Annotated in this window: 17 protein-coding genes; 14 read left to right on the top strand and 3 right to left on the bottom strand. The window is 37.4% G+C overall.

Going from position 1 to position 22,415, the window contains the following annotated elements; all coding sequences use genetic code 11:
• Nucleotides 1-201 precede the first annotated feature (201 nt).
• The 9 genes from EO98_RS16975 (at nucleotide 202) to EO98_RS19320 (ending at nucleotide 9,427) form a co-directional block, all read left to right on the top strand.
• The gene (locus tag EO98_RS16975; protein ID WP_048137695.1) at nucleotides 202-399 is read left to right on the top strand and encodes a helix-turn-helix transcriptional regulator; all 198 of its coding nucleotides are present in this window, start codon (nucleotides 202-204) and stop codon (nucleotides 397-399) included.
• A gap of 3 nt (nucleotides 400-402) precedes the next feature.
• Nucleotides 403-843: a hypothetical protein gene (locus tag EO98_RS16970; protein WP_048137693.1), complete on the top strand. Its 441-nt coding sequence runs from the start codon at nucleotides 403-405 to the stop codon at nucleotides 841-843.
• Nucleotides 844-1,313: 470 nt separating this feature from the next.
• A complete protein-coding gene (locus EO98_RS16965) occupies nucleotides 1,314-1,676 on the top strand; it encodes a response regulator (RefSeq protein ID WP_048137723.1) in 363 nt (120 codons plus the stop codon).
• 95 nt (nucleotides 1,677-1,771) lie between these two features.
• On the top strand, nucleotides 1,772-4,387 hold the full coding sequence (locus EO98_RS16960) for a response regulator (RefSeq protein WP_235284801.1): 2,616 nt from the start codon (nucleotides 1,772-1,774) through the stop codon (nucleotides 4,385-4,387).
• Nucleotides 4,388-5,576: 1,189 nt separating this feature from the next.
• Nucleotides 5,577-7,052: an MATE family efflux transporter gene (locus EO98_RS16955; RefSeq protein ID WP_048137691.1), complete on the top strand. Its 1,476-nt coding sequence runs from the start codon at nucleotides 5,577-5,579 to the stop codon at nucleotides 7,050-7,052.
• Nucleotides 7,053-7,661: 609 nt separating this feature from the next.
• Entirely contained in the window at nucleotides 7,662-7,886 is a 225-nt protein-coding gene (locus EO98_RS18635) for a hypothetical protein (protein WP_156161170.1), read from the top strand.
• 36 nt (nucleotides 7,887-7,922) lie between these two features.
• The gene (locus tag EO98_RS16945; protein ID WP_048137687.1) at nucleotides 7,923-8,414 is read left to right on the top strand and encodes a hypothetical protein; all 492 of its coding nucleotides are present in this window, start codon (nucleotides 7,923-7,925) and stop codon (nucleotides 8,412-8,414) included.
• 513 nt (nucleotides 8,415-8,927) lie between these two features.
• Nucleotides 8,928-9,116, top strand: a complete 189-nt coding sequence (locus EO98_RS19325) for a hypothetical protein (protein WP_048137685.1) — start codon at nucleotides 8,928-8,930, stop codon at nucleotides 9,114-9,116.
• A 62-nt stretch (nucleotides 9,117-9,178) separates the two neighbouring features.
• Complete coding sequence (locus EO98_RS19320; protein WP_235284800.1) at nucleotides 9,179-9,427, top strand: phosphatidylglycerol lysyltransferase domain-containing protein; 249 nt, start codon at nucleotides 9,179-9,181, stop codon at nucleotides 9,425-9,427.
• 38 nt (nucleotides 9,428-9,465) lie between these two features.
• On the opposite strand, the gene EO98_RS16930 is transcribed toward EO98_RS19320, so the two are convergent.
• Nucleotides 9,466-10,170 (bottom strand): type 1 glutamine amidotransferase, encoded by a 705-nt coding sequence (locus EO98_RS16930; protein ID WP_048137718.1) that lies wholly within the window; start codon nucleotides 10,168-10,170, stop codon nucleotides 9,466-9,468.
• Between the two features lie 804 nt (nucleotides 10,171-10,974).
• Here EO98_RS16930 and EO98_RS16925 point away from each other — a divergent pair.
• Genes EO98_RS16925 through EO98_RS16910 form a run of 4 tightly spaced genes read left to right on the top strand, consistent with a single transcriptional unit; the run spans nucleotide 10,975 to nucleotide 17,980 of the window.
• The gene (locus EO98_RS16925; RefSeq protein ID WP_156161169.1) at nucleotides 10,975-11,706 is read left to right on the top strand and encodes a hypothetical protein; all 732 of its coding nucleotides are present in this window, start codon (nucleotides 10,975-10,977) and stop codon (nucleotides 11,704-11,706) included.
• Complete coding sequence (locus tag EO98_RS16920; protein ID WP_048137679.1) at nucleotides 11,703-14,858, top strand: tubulin-like doman-containing protein; 3,156 nt, start codon at nucleotides 11,703-11,705, stop codon at nucleotides 14,856-14,858. Before EO98_RS16925 ends, EO98_RS16920 begins: the two co-directional genes overlap by 4 nt.
• Nucleotides 14,845-16,299, top strand: a complete 1,455-nt coding sequence (locus EO98_RS16915; protein WP_156161168.1) for a hypothetical protein — start codon at nucleotides 14,845-14,847, stop codon at nucleotides 16,297-16,299. The genes EO98_RS16920 and EO98_RS16915 overlap by 14 nt, the downstream gene beginning before the upstream one ends.
• Entirely contained in the window at nucleotides 16,271-17,980 is a 1,710-nt protein-coding gene (locus EO98_RS16910) for a hypothetical protein (protein ID WP_156161167.1), read from the top strand. The genes EO98_RS16915 and EO98_RS16910 overlap by 29 nt, the downstream gene beginning before the upstream one ends.
• Before the next feature lie 697 nt (nucleotides 17,981-18,677).
• Here the strand turns inward: EO98_RS16910 and EO98_RS16900 are convergent.
• Entirely contained in the window at nucleotides 18,678-19,049 is a 372-nt protein-coding gene (locus EO98_RS16900) for a response regulator (protein ID WP_048135407.1), read from the bottom strand.
• Nucleotides 19,050-19,291: 242 nt separating this feature from the next.
• On the opposite strand from EO98_RS16900, the gene EO98_RS19465 reads away from it, so the two are divergent.
• Complete coding sequence (locus EO98_RS19465) at nucleotides 19,292-19,420, top strand: hypothetical protein (RefSeq protein ID WP_255350289.1); 129 nt, start codon at nucleotides 19,292-19,294, stop codon at nucleotides 19,418-19,420.
• Between the two features lie 1,395 nt (nucleotides 19,421-20,815).
• On the opposite strand, the gene EO98_RS19315 is transcribed toward EO98_RS19465, so the two are convergent.
• Nucleotides 20,816-21,913, bottom strand: coding sequence for a restriction endonuclease (locus tag EO98_RS19315; protein ID WP_235283957.1), 1,098 nt, complete (start codon nucleotides 21,911-21,913; stop codon nucleotides 20,816-20,818).
• Nucleotides 21,914-22,415: the final 502 nt, after the last annotated feature.

The raw sequence follows: 22,415 nt of genomic DNA, 5'->3' as shown, positions 1-22,415 counted from the left end.
GCATAAAAAATGGATGGTGAAGTCCGGAATGTCAACAAAGCATGCCAGTCTCTAGTGGTTGTTTTTTAATGGCAGTTGTGCGAGATATTTATATTATCTCAAGCCGGATATTTTATAATATCTGGCTTTCTTGCCTATCAAAAGTAATGTATATTTGACATCTATTAACATATATGTTAATTTTTCTGGTGAGGTGAAAATATTGGGAAAAACCTGAAAATCAAAGTTGCTCGTGCAGCGTTAGATATGACGCAGAAGGATCTGGCGGAAGCTGTCGGTGTTACGAGGCAGACGATGAATGCCATTGAAAAGGGAGAGTATAATCCGACATTGAAATTATGTGTTTCCATATGCAAAGTATTAGGAAAAACATTAGATGAATTGTTTTGGGAAGACTAAGATATGAATCCGAAATTTGATGAACTTCAAATGCTAAACAGACAAAAAATCGCTTTTCAGACATTGATTTTTACATTGGCGTTAATTTTTGTTGATGGTTTTGTAAAGACTTTTTATATTTGGGCCACCCCAATGGTTGAAGCATTGGTATTATTAAGTATACCCACAGTGTTCTTTACAACGAGAGCGATTATGAAGAATGCTTATTTTGTAATGGGAACCAAGATAAAAAAAGAAATTTGGGGATTTGGTGCAATATGTGCTTTTGGCATCATAATTTTCGCTCAGTCTATATTTTCCGGGACATTAAATATTATTGAGAACGGAATGCTCTCTGATGATGTCTCATTCCCGATTCTGATACTGACCTACATTTTTATTGTCTTAGCTATGGTCGTGAAAGCGGTACAGGAAAGAAAAGAAGGTAAAAATGTTGATGAGTAAAAATACTACGGATAACGGGCATACAACCTTTTGCTCACTATAAGTAATCTGATCAGCAAAATTTTTCTAATTCTGATAATGGCAATACCTACAAGTACGAATTTGTACTGTGGGTATTGCGTTATAGGGTCGTTTACAATATAGGCACTCGACTGATTTGGCATAACAGCCTTGAAGTTAATTGTTTTGCTAATATTTCCCTACGACTTACACCTTTTTGTTAGCTTGTTTTCATGGGGGTTTTTCTGATATGTGTCGGTTTTAATGTTTCCCCTCCTTATAACTTTATTAATTTATTTACTTAGATATATACTGAAACTTATTTAAATAAATAAGTTAGATATACTACCAATTCTTCGTATTATTGGAAAACTTCTTTATTTTTTGGAAAATGCATTTTCAGGTCAATGAGACTATACATGTAAGGCTAAGAAAGTAATGGGAATAAAATGGTTTGGAGGTTGTTGCCTATGAAAACTATACTTGTCGTGGAAGACAATCCTTTAATAATGGAACTTGTCAGGACTCTATTGGTTTCATTTGGATATGAGCCAATAGAGGCAGTGGATGGAAATATGGCTATTGAACTTAGTAAAAAAAATAAGTTTGACATTATATTATTAGATATACAGTTGCCCGGGATTGATGGGACTGAAGTATTAAAAATATTAAAAGAAGATCCTGCCACGTGTGAGATCCCGGTTATTGCTCTTACAGCCCATGCCATGCGCGGAGATGAAGAAAAATTTCTGAAAGCGGGGTGCAGCGGTTATGTTTCCAAGCCTATCGACATTCAGAGGTTCAGATCTATCATAGCAGAGTTCATTGCATGAAGTGAAAACAGAGAGTTGGGGTATTATTTTTGTTTCATGTGGACCATAATATATCAGATTTTTTCAGACGTACGTTTGGGAGAAAATCGGACGAGTTGTTGATTATTTTAGCCGTGGGCCTTTTCTTCACATTCTTTGCCTCTTACTTTGGCCTTTTTGAATCCATAGTTTTATTTGTTGAAGAATACAATCCCTGGAAACTCGGGGGGCTGCTTACTCTTTCGGTCTATCTCACTTTTGCTCTCGGGATTTTCTCTCTGCGGCGCTGGATGGAACTTGAAAATGCCCTGGTGCTCCAGGAACAGGCAAAAGAGATTCTCAGGGAGAAAGAGGAAAAATACAGGGCTCTGTTTGAACAGTCAAATGACGCGATCGTGATTTTGAACGAGGAAAAAGTCCTTGACCTCAATAAAAAAGGCCGCACAGCTCTCGGGATAGGCGACGGAGAGCTTGAGAATGTCTCGCTGAGCTCTCTGGTATCCGAAGAATATCTGCCGACAGCCCGGAAAGCCCTGAAAGAAACTCTTGAAAACGGGGCTGCACGTTTTGAAATTCAATTTAGGAAACAGGACGGGGATATTATTGATGTGGAGGTCAGCTCTTCTTTCCTGAGCCTTGAGGACAGGGAAGTCCAGTTTGTTGTCCGAGACATAACTTCACGTAAAAAATCCGAAAAAATGGAGCGGGAAAACAAAGAGAGGTTGAAAAAACTAATTGACAATACCCTCTGCGGGATTTTGCTGGTAGACGCCTCCACACACGAAATTGTGGAAGTAAATCAGGCAGCTGAAGAAGTGATAGGACTTCCGAAAGACAAACTAATCGGAAATGTTTGTCATAAATTCATCTGTCCTGCTGAGGTAAATAAATGTCCGATAACTGATCTGGGGCAGACTGTCGAAAGGTCTGAAAGAGTACTGCTCAGCAATGGAAGAGACGAACATTTACCTGTCCTGAAAAGTGTGGTACCTGTAAAAATTGGAGAGAAAGAATTCCTTATAGAGAGCTTCATCGACCTCTCCGAACGCAAAAAGGCCGAGCAGGAGCTATTGCAGGCAAAGCTTGCTGCTGAAAGTGCCAACCGTTCCAAGAGCGAGTTCCTGACAAACATGAGCCATGAACTGCGGACTCCTCTTACCGCGATCATTGGATTTTCGGATGTGATGCTCGGTGGAATGAGTGGAGAATTCAATGAGCAGAATAAAAAGTTTCTCAACAACATAGCTAACAGTGGAAAACACCTCCTGACCCTCATAAATAACATTCTTGACCTTTCCAAAATTGAAGCCGGCAAGATGGAACTGGAGCTGGAGATGTTTTCAGTGCATGAGGTATTTAATGATACCAGGGCTGTAACATCGGCTCTTGCCCTGAAAAAGGATATCTCAATGAAATTTAATGTGGAGCCTGAAATTTCAATCTATGCTGACAGGATACGTTTTAAACAGGTAATCTACAACCTTATGAGCAATGCAATAAAATTTACACCAAAAGGTGGATCAGTAGACGTTTCTGTCGCAAAAACAGGAGACTCTGTCAGGGTCAGTGTTTCGGATACCGGAATAGGAATCTCAGAGGAAAACCAGAAACTCCTTTTCCAGCCCTTCAGGCAGGTAGATTCCAGTATCAACCGTCAGTATGACGGTACAGGTCTCGGGCTGGCTCTGGTCAGGAAGTTCGTAGAACTCCACGGGGGCAGGGTCTGGGTTGAGAGCGAAACTGGAAAAGGCTCGACTTTTACATTTGAACTACCTTTGAAATACAGGAAAATTCCCGAAACAAGCATAAACGGTTCAGGCATTTCTAATAAAACTGTTCCACTGACAGCCGAAAAGGAAGAAGCCTTAAAGCCAGAAACCTTAAAGCCAGAAACAAATGATGAAACTGGGATTCCGGCAATGGCTCCGGTAATTATAGAGCCTTCCGGAGCCACAGGAGACGAATCTCTTGTGCTGGTTGTTGAAGACGATGAAATGGCAAGGGAGCTTCTAATTATTACTCTTTCGGAGGCCGGATACAGGGTTGCTTCGGTTTCCAGCGGGAAGGAGGCTCTATTGCTCGCCCGTAAACTGAAGCCTTCTGTAATTACTCTTGACATAATGCTGCCAGGGATCAATGGCTGGGATATCCTGAAAAACCTGAAAGAAGACTCTGCAACAGCCAGCATTCCTATCCTGGTCATTTCCATGAATGACGATAAAAACTGCAGTATTCTATGTGGTGCATTTGACCATCTGATTAAGCCTGTGGAAAAAGGCCATCTCCTTTCCAGCCTGCGGAGAGTAAAAGTAACAGGGGCTACAACATCCTCTCCTCAAATTCTAATTGTAGATGATGATCCGGCTATAGTCGAGCTCCTCAGTTCCATTATAGAGAAGGAAGGATATGAGTCAGTCTGCGCATACGGGGGTAGGGAAGCAATCGATAAAACCGTAATCAGTCGTCCTGATGCAATTCTCCTTGACCTGATGATGCCGAAGTTTACGGGTTTTGACGTCATCAAGGCTCTTAAAGAAAATCCGGAGACTGTAGATATTCCTATCATCGTATGTACCGCAAAAGACCTGAGCTTTGAAGATAAGGAGCTGCTCAACAAGAATGTCTCTTATGTTATGCAGAAAGGAAACATAAGCAGGGAAATACTTTTGAGCGTACTGGATAGGATCGAGGATGGAAAATTCAAAAGCAGGCTGAAAAACCCTTCATCCTAACCTTTAATCCTAACCTTTAATCCTAACCTTTAATCCTAACCTTTAATCCTAACCTTTAATCCCAACCTTTAATCCCAACCCTTAATTCTATTAGAAGCAGGAGCAGATTTCAATGATCTGCTAGCTCTTTTTTTTAAGGAAGTTCAGGGTTGCTTCTGCATATTTCTACGGGAAAGGGAGTCCTTATTCAGCCATATGGTCCTGAAAGGTTTCCAAATCTCTTTAAGTTTTCTAATTTTAAGTTTCCGAATTTGTTTGAATATCTCTGTCGATCTCCGAACATGGGAATTCAAACACATGACTGTTTTGTCAAACACATGACTGTTTTGAGTTTTATGAATCGAGTTCGTACATTTTAAGAGAATGGATTATTTTTAACAGAACACTTATATATATATGTAAGATCATTAAACATATCTAAATTAAACGTTATACATATTAAGTTTGGAATATTTTTAAACTTTCTGGGAAATATATAGATTCTCATATTTTTTGCATATAGTTTTTCAGATAGAGGCCGACAAAAGTCGTTTTTGGTCTCAGGATAAGTAACCTGGTAAAACAGGAGAGAATGTGAATGTATAAATATGGCATAAATATTTAGCGGCGCGTAAATATCAGTTGGTCAGACTAAATATCTGAGTATTGGCTAATTTGCTTTGTTTATATTACCATAAAATCTCTATTGAGAATTTCTATCTGATATTTCTATTCAGAATTTCCTATCCGGAATTTCTACTTAGAATTCTCTATCAAGGATTGTCTATTTCGATTGAATCCGTGTTTGCCAGTTAAAATATGATGAAGCTTTGTAAAAATTTAATTGTATTGCAGAGATGTAATACAAAATGACCCTAAGAATAATACAACCCTCAGAATGTATGCAATGATTGGTTTAGTACAGGCAGATAAATTAATTCTGCAAAAAACAGCTACACCTTCGATTTGCATATTTTCCGAAGCTTCATCCGGAACAAAAAATGTCTTTATAGCAACCATTCAAAAAAGTTGATCGACGTTGTCTCAATTTTTTAAAAGAATCCAAAACCCCAAAAAAGTATAATGTTACCGATCTCGCTTTGAACAGGTCCTTCTTAAGAAAAGCCCTGGCTTTTCTCTATCAGGAAGGGCTGGAAATTCGGCTTCACGCTCCCATAATACCGGTTTTGCAGCTTGCGGAGGCCCGGATATGGTAAGTGACGAAGAGATGAGGTCAGGGAGTATTTTGAGTTTGTTCTTGAAGTTTGCCCTTCCGGCAGTTGTGGGAGTTGTCATTGCAGGAATCCAGGGCATAATCGACGGTTTCTTTATTGGAAATTTTGTCGGAAGCCAGGGACTTGCAGGCATTACCCTTACATATCCCCCTTATCTGATTATAATTGGAGCTGGCATAATTATAGGAATAGGCTCGTCCAGCCTTACAGCTCTGGAACTTGGAAAAGGCAATACAAAGGGAGCACTGGATATAGTGAACAATGCTTTTCCTTTATGCCTTCTTGCAGGAGCCATTTTTACCATAGGCGGGCTTATATTTTGCAAAACCTCTATCAGTCTCCTTGGAGCCAGCGGTACTGCCCTTAACTTTGCCCGCGAATATCTTCAGATTATCTTCCTGGGTTCTGTCTTCATGACCCTTAATATTGCCCTCGAACCTCTCGTAAGGAATGACGGAAAACCGAAGCTTTGCATGAACATAATGGTTGCCGGAATCGTTGTAAACGTTGTGCTTGACTACCTCTTTGTCATGCGTATGGGAATGGGAATGTCCGGTGCTGCCATTGCAACAGTAACTGCCTTTGCTCTGCCTGCGGTGCTGCTCATGTATTACCTTTTCGGCAGCGAGGCAAAGTTGAGACTTCAGCTTAAAGCAATGAGATTAAATACCGGAATTGTGCTGCGGATCCTTAAAGCAGGTACGCCGTCCTTTGTAATGCAGATCTCACTGGCTCTTGTGCTCTTTGTTCATAATTACATGCTGCTCATATACGGCTCCGAGCTTGCGGTCTCAGCTTACGGTATCATAGGGTATGTCCTTTCAATCTTCTACATGCTCTTTGAAGGAATAGCCCTTGGTGTGCAGCCGATTATAGGTTTCAATTACGGGGCTGGCTACTATGAAAGAGTTTCGAAGACTCTGAAACTGACAATGCTTTCGTGTATCCTCGTCGGAGCATTAGGATTTCTGTTTATCTACTTCTTTTCCGAGAACGTAGTACAGATTTTCAACCGGGATGACTCCGAACTTCTGGAAGTTACGCTTCGAGGAATGAACATTTTTATGTTATCTTTGCTTGTTGAAGGCACAGTGCTTCTCACTGCCATCTATTACCAGTCAATAAACAGGATCAAAGCAGCACTCTTCATCCATCTCGGAAAGATATTCATTTTCCTCTTTCCCCTGCTGTTCATCCTGCCCCGGTTCTTCGGGCTCGACGGTGTCTGGTCTGCAGCGCCGGTCACAGAATATATTATGATGGGAGTGGTGCTGGTTATGCTTTCAAAGGAGTTCAAGTTCCTCAAGAACAACGGAAAGACAGGGATCAGGCAGCAGCCAACAGATACAAAACATGTAGTGTCGGTGTCCAGAAACAATGTAAAGACAGGGAGTGAGGAGAGTAAAGGGGTTGTTACTTTCAGGCACGCTGAAAAAGTGGAAACCTTGTGAATCCCGCCTTAATTTTTTTATGCCTTAATTTTTTTATATATGTATGCCTGCTGTTTCGACTAAGGGCAGAAATGCCCTGCATCCTCTCTAAAGTAACCTGTGAGTTCTAAGTAAGCAGGAATTTATTGATATTTTGTCTACTGATCGTTTTGTCTACTGATCTTTTTGTCTGGAATATTTAATCCAATGAGGTAGTTGGGCCCATCCATATTTTTATTTCATATCAAATAATTTTTTATAGTTTATATGCTTTGTATATCTTAAGTTCCATTCTTTAAAGAATCAGACATTTCTATGAGCTTGTTATTATGGACTACTGAAATTAAATGGAGTTTATCGATGCCCGACGATAAACAGAATTATTCCCGAGTAATTCCGGTATGGAAATTTGCGCTTTTTTCTATAGCAAGTTTAGGACTTTATCAAATGTACTGGAATTATAAAAGCTGGAAGTTTCTTAAGGAAAAAGATAATCTTGAAGTTTCTCCTTTCTGGAGAGCATTTTTTATGCCTATTTTTATGTCTTCATTATTTGACAAGTTTTCTGACATGCTTAAAGCTGAAGGCCGTCAGACAAGTTATCCGACGCCGTTTCTTATATTTATATGGATGATTCTGAATACAGTTTGCCCGTATGCAGAAGGTCCTCTCTTGCTGCTTATCTATCTCTCATTTATAGCGTTCATTCCGGTTTTAAATTCTCTTAACGTCTACTGGAGTGAAATGTCTCCTGAACTTCCTGAAAAGCCTCTTACAGGATGGCAGATAACTCTGCTAATAATAGGAATAGTTTTCTTTTCCATAATCCTGCTGGGTACATTTTTACTATCATAAACATCAGGCTAAGGGTAAATATGGTTAGGGGTTATTATGACTGAAAATGAACAGAATTATTCCAGGGTACTTTCGGTCTGGAAATTTGCACTTTTTTCTGTAGCATCCATGGGGTTTTATGAATTATACTGGAATTATAAAAGCTGGAAATATTTTAAAGAAAAAGATAATCTTGATGTCTCTCCTTTCTGGAGAACTCTCTTGATGCCCTATTTCATGTCTTCCTTATTCGATAGGTTTTCTGATATGCTTAAAAAAGAAGGTCACCATGTCAATTATCCAACAGCAATTCTCATAATTTTCTGGATATGGATAAATACGACCACCATATGGAAAGAACCAATCTGGCTGCTTGCCCATCTCTCTTTTCTGTCGTTCATTCCGGTTTTAAATTCCCTTAACGTTTACTGGAAAGAAAAATCACCCGAACTCAAAGAAAAACCCCTTACTGTAAAAGAGATTATATTTCTTACAGCTGGAATACTTGTTTTCGTTCTCGCCCTTATGAGTTCATTCAGTTTGGATTAATAAATTCCGCACAGGATCAGGCATCCATTCAGATATTAATCTCCTGAAAAAAGTTTTTCAATCTCAGGGTAAAGTAGAATACCCCCGCCAGCTTGTCTGGCGACCCTGTAAAAAAGAACAATAGCAGATTTGAAAGAGAGATAAAGATTGAAGTTTATGCCGTTTTGATCTTTTGGTTTATAGTTCTTACTCAAAAGCTTATTCATCAGCTTTTATTTTCTGGCTTTTATGTTCTCTCTTTTATGTTCTCTCTTTTATGTTCTCTTATTCTTTTTCGCAGGAAAGACCGCTCTCCTTCGTCGAGCGTAACATGAACGACATATTGCAGTGATAAAGGTTGTAAGGGTTAGATAAATCGTTATTTAACCATGAGAGAAGCTAACAGGCAGCGAACTGGCAAAAAATATATCTCCTTTAAAAGAATAGGCTCGAAATTAGAAATTTTTAATCCTTAACTCCAATTCATAACCTTGGCTGAACTCAGATCCAACAACAAAAGGACATTTGATCCTGATGGAAGAAAAAGGTACTATACAGGAAAAAGCCCTTAAATTAAAGAGGCTTGTCAGTTATCTCTTACCGGTTATCATATATGATGAAGAAATCGTTGCCTTTGCAAACATCTGGGCAGGAGGAAAGAAAGAAGAGCTCAGTGTTGACCTCATGCGCTACGGTTCCACCGCCCCTGACAGGACTATGTAATATCTTTTATCAAACTAATGCTCTGGGGTAAAGAAAACGGATACAGGCGATTCTCTCTCGGAATGGCTCCTCTTTCAGGCCTTGAAAAGAGGCAGTTTTCCCCTCTCTGGCATAAAGTAGGATCTCTGATCTTTGCCAACGGCGACTATATCTATAACTATAAAGGCCTGCGGGATTTCAAGGAAAAGTTCAACCCTGTCTGGAGCCCGAAATACATTGCTCTCCCCACAGGGCTTAAGAAGAGCCTTGCGCTGAAAGATATTGCAACCCTTATCTCAGGGGTGAAAGATCCTTTTAAAGACATCTTTTAAGGATGTAAAGACGTTTTTCAAGGATGTAATGACATCTTTTAAGAGTGCATAATTTTTTCGAACCTGTCCAGCACTTTAAACATGAATTTCTTTGTCTCAGCCAGATACTCTTTCTGTCCGAGCATCTCTTCTTTTTTCTGGATAAACTGCCCGTTTTCAATTATAGGACCAGACTTTCCTATCATGGTTTTAATCCTTTCATCCGTAGCTTCGGGATGAAACTGGAGAGCTACAACCCTGCCGTTATGAATAAAACCCTGATTTTTACATCCCTCGCTCCGGAAAAGATGCACAGCCCCGGCTGGAAGGTCAAAGGTTCTTAAGTGCCAGTGAAAAACCGTTATCTTTTCCGGCAGCCCTTTGAGAAATTCAGGTTCATTTTCCTCCGTCCGGACCAACTTTACAGGGAACCAGCCCATTTCCTTGTGCCCGTTTTCATATACGCGCGCGCCGAGTACATCGGCAAGTAACTGGGCACCGAGGCAGATACCGAGAACTGGCTTTCCTGCTTCGATTGCCTGTTTTATGAAGGCTTTTTCGTCTCTTAGCCAGGGGTTTTCTTCGTAATCATAGATTCCCATAGGACCGCCCATAATGACAAGCAGGTCAAAAGATTCAAGCGAAGGCGGATTTGTGATTTTATAAAAGCGGGTTGACTCAAGGGGGTGGTTGTTAGTTCTGGCGTATTCTTCGATTGTGCCGAGGGTGTTAAGGGCGGAGTGCTGGAGGACATGAATTTTCATGAAGATCAATTTATTGTTTTTTCATTTAAAGTGAATAGTTCAACACTTTGTTTAAACCACAACTGAAGCGAAACTATGGCTTCAACTCGAATTTCTGGTGCAAATTAGGACTGCAAAATCTCACCTGTTAATTAAACGCAAAAAATGTATCTGTAAGAAACATAAAAATTTTTGATGAATTTTTTGAAGACCCTATGAGATAAAGATAATTACGGATTTTAGAGTAATGCCAAAAAAGATAGTAAGAGAAATGTTATTTTCTTGAGAACATCTGCGGAATGTTGAGTGAAATCCAATACAAATTAATGATGGTATAGTTAAATAATGTTAAAACAGTGGGGTAGTAAAAAGTCCTTCAATAGTGTAAACTATTTATAGTCAACACACAAATTAAATACACTGTTAAACACTATAATTCAAACTCTATAATCAAAAACACCGATGGGCATGGAAAAACTCTATCCAGACTCTATAACCACGGAGAGTAAGGAATTCTCTGTGCCCGTGTTTCCTTCAGTCCGTGTTTTCCGTGCTTTCAGTGGTTTATCTTTTCGCTTTAATTATGGCCAACTGAGAAATTATATTCAACTCAAAAATTAACTGTATTTCTCAATGTTGAACTTACAGTTATCGTTCTTGCTTATATGTGTAAATATTTTCTACGTCGACTATAAATGAATAAATGAATAATGGTATAGTTAAATGGTATTAAATAGCTGTTTAATTAAAAAATCATATGTAGTATAAACTATTTAACAAAGAGGGTATCGTTAAATAATGTTAAAGCGGTGGTGTAATAAAAAAATGAAATCATTCAAGGGTGTAAACTACTTATTTTTATCACTGTTCTTACTTTTACTTCTTGCAAGTACGGTATCAGCAACAAACATTGAGATCAATGGTCAAACACCAGACAAAGTTTTAGAGGGACAGGTAATAAGTTACACATTAACAATAAATAATATCCCACCAGCTGCAGATTATATCTCTTTTGACACTGATCTGGTTAAAGTTGATGATTTCCATTTATATAATTTCACAAATTTGAACTTTACAAGTGATGCTAACAAATTTGATTTTCCAGTTAATGAAAGCACAACATCAATTATTGTTACTATTAATGGACAAATCCCACAAATCACCAATAAGAAACAGTATGATGGAGTAACACTTGTAACATATAAACAAAGTACGGGCTACGCTTATGACAGAATAACACTTACAAACAGTAAAGGAAATCTGATCGAAAGCGTGGAAACCCGTCCCTTCGAAATTTCAATACCGGAAGTTGAATCATTCAGAGAACAGATAAATCAAATCGATGATCCCTTTTTTAAAAAATATCTGCAGGATCTGCATGATAAAGGGCTTGTTAAGGAATCAAAAACACTCGCTGATCATTTGACTGAAAATGATAAATGGCCTTCATACTGGTGGCTCATTCCAGGCACAATTATAGGCCTTCTGCTCGGTTTTTTAATTGGTGTGAGGTTCAATTCTAAGGATGACATCGATGTAGGAGAAGATACCGAATGAAAAGGGTAGATGACTCAAGTCAATCTTTTAAGTATCCTCCAAATCTAACAATTGTGGGTGTGGGTGGATGCGGAAAAAAACTTGCTCGTGAAATATGCAATTACGATTGGTTACTCCACTATTACTCCAATGATGTGAACAGGCTTAAGATTTATACGATGGATACGGACGCCAATGAATCTGCAGAGGATCAGCGGTGGGAAACAAAAATCATGGAGAAAGTGGATAATTTGGAGGGAGCGGGGAACATCGAATTTAAGTCCTACTATCTACCAAACCTTGCAAATATTACACATGTGTCCGATTTAACCAGCGCTGAAGTTTCAGCAAGCATAAAAAGATCCCGCTCAATCAAAACGTGGTGGTTGAATGATCCCGAAAACAATGGAGTTACTTTCCAGGACTTGAAACGTATTGATCACTTCATCATGGATGATTTCGGGGGTGGTGTGCATCGCAGAAGAGCTGTTTCAAAAGCTATTTTGTATAAAGTTTTGAGTGAAGGACAAGCAAATGGGTTTCCGACCTTTTCGAATCCGGGAGTCACAGCCATCATAGTAGGGATCGGGGGAGGTACTGGCTCAGGCATGTTCATAGACCTTGCAAGATATATCAAGGAAAAACGGGATGATGCAATCTATCTCTTTGCAGTGCTTCCAACAACAAAAGAAGGAGAAAAAGAACAGCTTAATGCTGCCATTTCTCTTACAGAGCTTGAATACTTAAACGTGTCTCACGACGAGAGACTTTTCGATCATGTAATATTTACATCTCTAGGTCCCACGGAGTATACCAACGGACAGTATGAGCTAGAAGAAGTGGATGAATTTGATTCTGTCTTCCCGCAGATTCTCACTAACTTCTTCCATATAGAGAGAAGTGATCTTAACCTTAGTGACGCAAGAAAATCCTATTCTTCTTTTATATTTGCCGATTCGCATGTGATCGAATACCCCGTAGAAGAGCTCAGGGAATTAAAGGAGCAGTACAGCCAGATTATTCATGAACTGGAAGAAATCGATGCTGTCAGGAAAAATGTAAACGAGATTATTGAAAGTCTCCTTATTAAGTTCAACATCAGTGGAGAAGCCACTCCAACGATGGAAGTCTTTGAGTTCATAAAAACTGAGTATAGAAATATTGAAAAAGTGTGGACAAACAACATCGCAAAACTGCTTAATTATCACAGCGTGGAACAAATAGAGGAATTTATTAAATATAACATTTCAGAGATTCAATTTGAAAAGATTGGAACTTATAATGACCTGACATCCTATATTTCACGAGTTAATAATTTTGCTCAAGGTGTTGCACAGGAGAAACTCAAAGATGAAATCGATAAAAAATTATTCCGTTTGATTCCAGAAGCTCTCGAGACTCTTGAAAAAAATGCAAGTTTATTCAAACGGGTTGCAGCGGTTGAGAATGAAGATTGCAGGTCTGTAATGATTAATATCCTGAAAGGGAAAAAGGATATCTCTCCTCTTCTTGGAGCACTGAACGCCAAGAGTCAGGAAATCCAAACTCTGAACACAAAGCTGAAGCCGACCGAGCAGAAAATGGCCGAGCTAAATTCTCTGCCCATTGAGGTCGATAAAAAGATCAAAGATAAATTAAATGATATTGATCTTGACCTTGAGTCCTATGCAAAACTCAACCGGAATATCAAATACCTCCCGGATAATGAACAAAAATTGAAAGAAACATTAGATCGATATATAGAGAAATTGAGCATCGGGAAAGTTCGAGGGAACGATAAAAATAGCTGGTTTTTATCTGCTGGCACTAAAGATATTAGAATGGAAATTGAGGCTATCTCAAAAGAGAACGAATGTGATCTTGAAAGCTTAAGCAGGTTTATTGATTCCGTTACCAGTTATTATTTTTATAAATATAAGGTAAAAGAAGTTGAAAAGGGCGGCTTGCGTGCACTTATATTGGGGAAGAGAAAGCAACTCATAAAAAAATATAAAGAACATGCCGGGAAAGAAGAAGATTATATCAAATCAAATATGAAATACTGGGCGATTCATATCGACACACCCTTTAACATCGTAATTCCGGATAATTTTTTAACTGTCGATTTAATTAAAAAGGTTGAAGTACTTCGAGAAAGGATCTGTAATTCTATATTTGCAGATCTAAATACAAATAATATAGACAGTGAAAAACTTGACAAAATATTTGCATCCGATGACAGGGTAAAAATCAGGCAGTCTTTGCGAGAAAATCTGACAGAACTCCATTTAGAAGCTGCTAATTACTTCTATAGTATGGAAGAGTTAAATAAATATATTAAAGATATAAATGGAGAAATAGAAGAAAAGCAACTGCAGTATGATATGCTTGTTAAAGTCGATGCCACCAACACGGAAACATTTTCAAGCCGAAAAAATTTCAATCTGCATTATGAGTATTTCCATGAACATTTTGAGATTATCAGTAAAAAAATAGAAGCCGGAAAACGGACGAAAAAAGGCATATACAAAACTAAATTTGGAAGTGTCAACCCCCAGATACTATCTCTTGTGGAAGGCAGGTCTGATACAAATGCCAGTCCTGATATGGGCAACCTTGACATGGACAAAAACGGGAAATTAGAACTTGATAAACTCATAAACCTCGCAAAATCTACATATCAGGATTTGTTTGAAAGTAGAAAACTCGGTGTAAATTCTTTAAAAGTTTCAATTGGCGATACCGAAAGGTGGACTTTTGGAAAAGCTGCTTTAGTTGTATCATCAACTTCCGGATATGTACGTTCTGAGCTCATGAAAAGCATGATCAGCGTGGATATCAATCAGAGCCTGTCTTTGAAAAAACCTAATGATTCCCTGCTTACTCCTCATGGACATACAAAACCCTGGGAGATTGCTCTGACCTTTTTTGCCGCATCAAGTTTTCTTGACAACATTTATCCCCTGGTAGCCGGAGGAGGTTACTGGGAAATTTATGCAAGGAATAAGGAAAATATACTGCACCATGTACTGAAACTTCAGGATGGAGAGTACATAACTCGAAACGTCCTCTTAAGTTCGGAAGCAGCAGGAAAGATTGCAAATAATGAAAGGATAGAGGAAATTCCCCAGGAGATCAAGAGCCTTTACAAAACAAAGTCATTAAAGGAGGCCTTGAAGCTTGAAAATAAGTAGAACTCATACGATTTTTGAAATCATTTTGGTTTTATTGGGGGTTCTCCTATCCCTTATTTTTTTATATATGAGTATGCCCTACTGGCTATCAGATACGGGATGGTACATAAAACTCACTTTCAGCTTTTTCGTCGCATCCTTTATTTTCAGTGCAATTGGGATGATTCTCGAGTTTCGCTCCAGAATCGGGGGAATTTTCTTACTTGCAGTGTTCTTGCCGTTTGTGTACGTCTTTTACGTAAGCGGGTTTTTACGTATTGACGGATTTGTGTTTGGAATGTTGGAAGGTGGATGCTTAAGTTTTTATTCCTATTATAATAATCGCTTTGACAGGCTTGCAATGTATTTACGTCGATTCATCATGATTTTTGTTGTATTTACCTTATTGTATCTAATCCTGGCTTTGATTAAGATTATGTGGTCTTCTCAAGAACCGGAGTTCATGTCAAGTGGTTCAAACGAGCTTTTTGACTTTATGATTTTGATAGGAATTTTATTTACATTTTCTTTCCTTCTGACGAAGACAATTCGCGGTATAAAGGCTTATGATGTATTTGTGTATGGGCCTTCAAGATCCGGAAAAACATTGTTACTGCTTGCATTCTACAATCAGTTTGTAACTGTTTTGGGGGGCCAGAGAAAAGAAATTATCGTGTCGGAAAAAAACAAAGAAAGTTTAAAGATTGAAAATATGCTTGCAGATATAGAGAAGGGAGAACTTCCAAGAAGCAACCTCCGGACAGATCTTGCAATATATTTGTTATCAGGCAAAAAAGGAGTTAAACCTGTAGGGATGACATTTGTCGACTACGGGGGCGAACATACAAAAAATTTTGACCCGACGCAGTATGGGACAACAATTGCAGAACTCAATACACGTTTCAATATAGACGTTCCCACACTGGAACAGAATATGGGAAATATAGATTTCATAAAAAATCTGCGAGATAATCATAAAAATGAATTTGCAGAGGCTGTAGAGAAAGTCACTTTTGTCCATGTATATAAAAGATTTGAAAGTGCAGGGAAAATCATTTTCCTGGTAGATGGAGATCATATCGTTGACTATCATAATGGTGGCAAAACAAATTTGACACAACTCTTCGGTCACTATTCAAATATCATCAATATATTCGGGAATGAGAAATCGTATGCGATTGTGGTGACCAAGACTGACATGTTTAAGGATCTTTCCAAGATTATGGAGGATTCAAAAGAAGCCAGGGATATAGAGCATGAAATATATGATCTGTTCTGCGAGATTACCACATTCAAGGAAATTGTAAATATGGCATATCAAATGCCGATCTACATGTACACGGTCAGTGTGGATGCAACCATGAAACCTCTCACTATGGAAAGTGAGAATCCGGAAATGCAGCGGGAATATCCAAAAATAAATCCATGGAGGGTTGGAGAAATTGGGAAATTCAGTTTCTAATCACCGTGATCAAGCTCTAGAGAGCTTTGCTTTTTTCCCCCTCTCCAATGTCAGCCATAACTCGGATTATGGAATATATAATTCAACGGGCCAGCTATTAAAAGGCAATACACTTTTTGAACAATACACTGAACTGGCAACGCAGCTTGATACAAAAAGAAGTGCTTTTTACTTGGAATCAAAAGAGAATGAACTCATTTTTGGGTGCAGTTTGAGTGTAAAGGCTGAGAATGGAAGAGAAGAAAGAGTCGTATTCATCCAGGTCTACAAAAATTTACCATTACAGAACGAGATTGTTTCTGATATTCAGTTATTAAAGCAGTTCTATGAGAGGGTTAAATTTGAGGTAGAAAATCTCGACGTGAAGAAATATAAGCTAGTTGGATTTTGGGAGGAAGGGGATTTTAGAAATATTAAAGAGGTCCCTATCGAAAAAGAAGTTTTTGAATACACAGCAGGCAAGATTCGTTCTAACATAAAAGTATCTGTAAAGATTTCGGAACTCAGTAGTGGGCTTTCCTTTATCCTTAAATTAATTTCCATATTAAGGCGCAGATTTACATTTATTTTTGATGTTTCTCAATATCCATCAGAATCTAACGTTTCTGTTAGTCTCATCAAACCAAATCCGGATTTTGAGATCGGAGAAAACGGAACGTTCCTAGAATTTACTAAAGCGGGGTCATGGAATTCCTTTAAAGAATTGGGTGAAGAATTCTTTAAAGATGAAGCTTCTTATTCAAAAGGAAGTCAAACTATATCAGATTCCGTAAGCCCTGTTGTAAGAAAGATATTAAGTTCACCATCCGATTATTATATTTCTTCTAATTCCTTTTTAGACGAGTTTGATGATACATATAAAGTTGAAATATTTAAGGGATTGGTGCAAAAAACCACTGATGTAAATGATCCTACTATTGGAAAAGTTTTCATAAATATCTCACACAAAATTGAATCGTCAGAATGTAGGAAAGATTTTTATAAAATATTACTTTCTCGAAATATATTTATTGAATCTCTCATTGCGGATCTTGTACTAACTATACATAAAAAACATAACAAAGATTTGTTCAATTTGCTCTTTAATAAGACTTCACGGGAGAATTTCCCTCAAAATTCTTTAGGTGAATGGGCACATAATTCCAGAGGAGGTTCTAAGTACAATTCTTTTGAGAAAGGGGTTAAAAAAGCACTAAACGACTTAGAATATTCAGACAAGGTTAATTTTTTAAAATTTATTGCCAGTGAATCGCCTTCAAAGCCAAAAGCTGAGGGAAAAATCCTTCTCGAAAGCCTGATAAAAGATCTTGTTGATTATAAAGGCAATAACAACTTTATTTTGGAACTAAGCGATGAAGATACTGAAAACCTGGATTATATTCTGGACAGACACTACCTGGATTCAAAAATTAGGATGAAAAAAAGGAAAAGAAACAAAAATATCAAAACAGTTTTTTGTGCTGTCGCTTTGGTTATGATTATTCTTATGTCTTATTTATTCGTATGTTATATCCATTCAACGGGAAATGAAGGAGAGAACAATTCCTCAGACACCAGTATCAAAAATACGTCTACATTTCTTGAATATTTGAATGCAGTATATGATAATAAATCCATAAATAGTTTAGAGTATGCTATAATCTCCGAGGATGATCAAAAAGCAGGAATGATAAATAACTAAATATATAAATAAATACATAAATAAATAAACGAAACAGATGAGGGGGCATGAAAGTAAATTCATCGTTTATCGGTTAAGGAATATTCTTGCCTGAAAGCTATCGATTTTGTACCACAAGTCTTCCTCTTATTTCGATTAATTCATCTAAAATCGATACCCTGTTCCAGTTTATATTATGTTAATATTTTATACCACTGTTTCTAAAAGATGATTGAAAATGAAACTTGACATTATAATACGCAGTTTTATTATAGCAGTTTTAATCTCGCTTATAGCAGTACTTCTGGAGTCGGCTTACTACGGACTGTATACAAGGACTTATTCCGCCAGTAATGCTGCTTATTCTATTACCAGTCCTTTTATCAATAATTTTTCAGGTATAAGCAGCCCAACAAATACGGCAGTAATCGCTATAATATTCGTTTCCAGCTTCTTGATAGCCTTAAACCTGATATTCAAAAGAGAAAGAGCATAATAAGTCACAAAACACTGGTTGAAGGGCACATTCGCTTTGAACTGTTAGTTTTAGCTTTGAGGGAACCCTGCCAAATAATTCCGGAAGCACCAGGACATCAAAGTTCATCTATGCTCACAAACTTTTCTTTCTTTTCATTTACTATTTTTTGACCGTATTCTGCGAACCGATTTCTGTTGTGTTAGGTGATCAGCTTCTCAATAAAAGTTACCAGGAGCTTGATTAACTGCTATTTACAACCTGCCAGATTCGTTTTGATAACTCTGAATACTGAGTTTTTGGGTCACTGGTTTTCAGAATGAAAGAATTTGCACCATTTTGCATTGCCTGGTGCATAAGTTCTTCTCCGACTCCCGTAAATAGAATAAAAGGAATGTTGATTCTTTTATCACGGATAGTCCTTAGAAACGTGATACCATTCATAACAGGCATATCATAGTCCGAGACTATCACATCATAGGAGTCTTTCTCTAACATCTTGAGAGCTTCTCTTGCAGAATCCACAGTATCGGAGGGTATATCGTGGAAAACTTCTAAGAATATCTTTGATAGCTCTAAAAATGAGGGATCATCATCTACAATCAATACTTTCATGGGGGTTCTCCTTGCGGTTAAAACTCAGTCTCTGAGATAATATTCAAAAGCTTATAGCCGATTATGAAATTTAATACCTTCAAACTTATATTAAATTACTTAAGTGAAAAATTGTCTCAAAGCAAAAAAAATATTCAGATTAAAAATTTCAAAATTAGTATAGGGTTCTATATTTATCCATTACCACAAACGAAGAAAACAATCACGAACAAAGCTAAAATAAGAGGATAATGAAATTCCATATGATTGGCTACATCACCAAAAGTGCCTGTCCGTTTCCTGAGTACATGGCAAAGCTGGATCGGATCGAAAAAAAAGATACGATAGTTATCGGCTCCCCATCCGGCTTCCGAAAACGATACGGCATTTGATATAATGTACACGGTTATTACACCCACTTTCCGCAGATGTCCTTTCAATTTCCACAATTTTTACTGCTATCGTTTTGTCTGAAAACTACTCAGGTTATTCAAATATGTGTTTTTGAAATATCCCGCAATTTTCGACCTTTTGCCTTCATTGAAAACTTCCAGCACTTATTTCCAGAAGCTTCAGTTGAGATAATAACTGCAGATTTTCGAATAATTCTCCAAAAACGATAACAAGAAAAATGTTATTTTTTTTGAAGACATCTGCGGAAGGTCGGATTACAATCCAGTCTCGAATTTCTGAGAAAAATCTGAAGTTTTTGTTAGCTATCAACCAGATCTTTAATCTCCTGCCCTGCAAGTTTTACTATCTAAAATATTAAACTTAGTCACAAAGCCGAAAGTGCTTGATTTTGTACTTCAAATGCGTAAGTCCTACTTAAGAAAAGAGCTATAATGAGCTTGAAACTTTTTACGTCAAACTATTTTTTGCTTGAAAACAATTTTTTGTATAATTAATTTAATATAATTTATACTCTTAATTATGTACTGGAGTTGGGGAATAAAGGGGTATCATCAAAATAAAAGAATCTCCTGGAGGTCGCTGATTCTTCTTCGAATTAATTTGCTTGGGGGAGCATAATATTCGAAGAGACTGTATTGGGGGATACAGTAGATTCAGCGCCTCTGGGCTTCTTCTTGCATTACATATCCTGAAGATTCCCACCAAATTTGATGATGAAAATTCAAGAGGTTTTATTTCTGTCTAACAGATCAGCGACTAAATCAGAGTCATTATAAGTGGTTAAAATTTGAGTGCTGTTTGTATCTCTTTTCTCTGATAACTCTTCTAAGGGGTTTAGGATTTTGATTGCGGGCTTTTTGCTTTGAATAACATTTTCTTTTACTGTAACATCATTGCGTACTGTAGGCGTGACAACTCTGCCTTTTAATAATTCTGTAAGCGTTTCATCCTCGAAGTGTCTTCAACATTTCATTATATCTTTAAGCAATTCTTAGATGGAAAAAGACCACCTGAAAGAAGCTCCTGGAATAGGGACTTGTCCAGATGGTCGCAAAAAGCAGAGATCAGCCCGAAAGTCGGGAATAAAACTCCAAGAAAAACAATTGAGTCCTGGATGTTGAAATGTGAAATTCCTGAGTATAGCATATACAGTAGGCAGGGTCACGATCCAAAAACATCTCTTATGCATTATCAAAGTCTTTCTTTCACCGATTAAGAAATGAGATATATTAAGAAGCGATTGACAGAGTGGGGTATATTGAGTTCATAAGAGCTTGAAAACGAGATTGAAAAGTTCTTGTAAGAAACTGTAAAATAACAACAAATTGTGGCGGATATGGTGCTACTATCCGTCACTGCATGTTGACTATTATTTAGTGATATACCTTCTTAATCATTTTTATAAGTTCATCTCTGTCAATTAAATCAATATCATTGGCTTCAGCTAATTGTTTGGCAGAATTTGTAAAATAACTATTTGTAACTACCATACCCTCTGTACATTTATAAAAACCTTTTGAAGCTACAACTTCCTGTACTGCACCATTTGAGACCTTACCCGAGTATCGTTTGATCTGGACAGCGGTTTTTATTCTGTTTTTTGATGTTAGAATAAGATCTGCACCTTGATCACCTGATGATTTAGTACGATAGACTGAATATCCCAACTGTTCACAAACATGTTCCATAAACACTTCAAACTCATATCCTTCCATCCCATCTATCTGAGCTAATATTACATTTATATCAGTTAATCTGTTTCTTTTTAATCTTTTTTGTTCTGCCCTTTTTTCTAAAGCTTTCAACAAATTCTTCCATAAATATCCTAAACTTTTAAGAATAGTCTTTAGAAAACCTTCTAATTCGTACCCTTGCCGCCCATCTATCTTAGCTACATTTATATCTGTTAATCTGTTTCTTTCCGGTCTTTTTTGTTCTGACCTTTTTTCTGAAGTTTTCAACAAATTCTTCCAGGCGACCTTTGAACGAATTATTTGTTCTTCGGGATTCCATAAAAAAGCAAAATTTAAAAATATAATTGTCATCAAGAGGAAAAATATGCCTGCTACCGGCAAGCTTACTGTGATCAATAACCCAAAGATTAAACTAATCGATGCTACTATAAAATAAGTTATATACAGGACAACGTGTGAAAATTTTGGTTTTGCAGGGGCTATTAGAGTGCTAACTTCATATTTAAAAATAATAATTGCAATTGAAATGCAAACGAAACTTCCCCCTATCAAACTCTGTGACAACATGCTCAAGCCCATAAATATAAAAATTGAGCCTAATATAAAATAAGCTACTTTTCGGGGTAAATTTGAAAACTTTAGTTTTTGTGGGGGTGCGGGAGTACTAACTGTTGGATTATCTGCTAGAGTATTATCTTCTAATGAAATTGGTACTGCACTTACATCTGAGGGGGTTGTTAGAGTACTTTTATCTACAACTGACGAAGAATCTTCCATTTTTTTCGGTCCTCTTTATAAAATATAATAATAAAAATAGAGAATAATTTAAAAAGCTTTTCCTTTTTAAAATTCAGCATTTATATATATTATCAATTATAATAATTATTGGAAACATTTGAAGTTATAGAAGCTAAAAAGCCTTTATGCAATCTTGGCAACCTTATTTATCCAAATTTTTAATAACGTATTTCCATTATCGTTGGATATAATCTCTGATAACCCTTCTAAGGGGTTTAGGATTTTGATTGCGGGCTCTTTGCTTTGAATAACATTTTCTTTTACTGTAACATCATTGCGTACTGTAGGCGTGACAACTCTGCCTTTAAACAATTCTGTAAGTGTTTCATCCTCGAAGTGTCTTCAACATTTCATTATATATTTAAGCAATTCTTAGATGGAAAAAGACTACCTGAAAGAAACTCCTGGAATAGGGACTTGTCCAGATGGTCGCAAAAAGCAGAGATAAGCCCGAAAGTCGGGAATAAAACTCCAAGAAAAA

The sequence above is a fragment of the Methanosarcina sp. 2.H.T.1A.6 genome, from assembly GCF_000979455.1.
Lineage (GTDB): Archaea > Halobacteriota > Methanosarcinia > Methanosarcinales > Methanosarcinaceae > Methanosarcina.
This window is presented reverse-complemented; position numbering and strand designations above follow the sequence as displayed.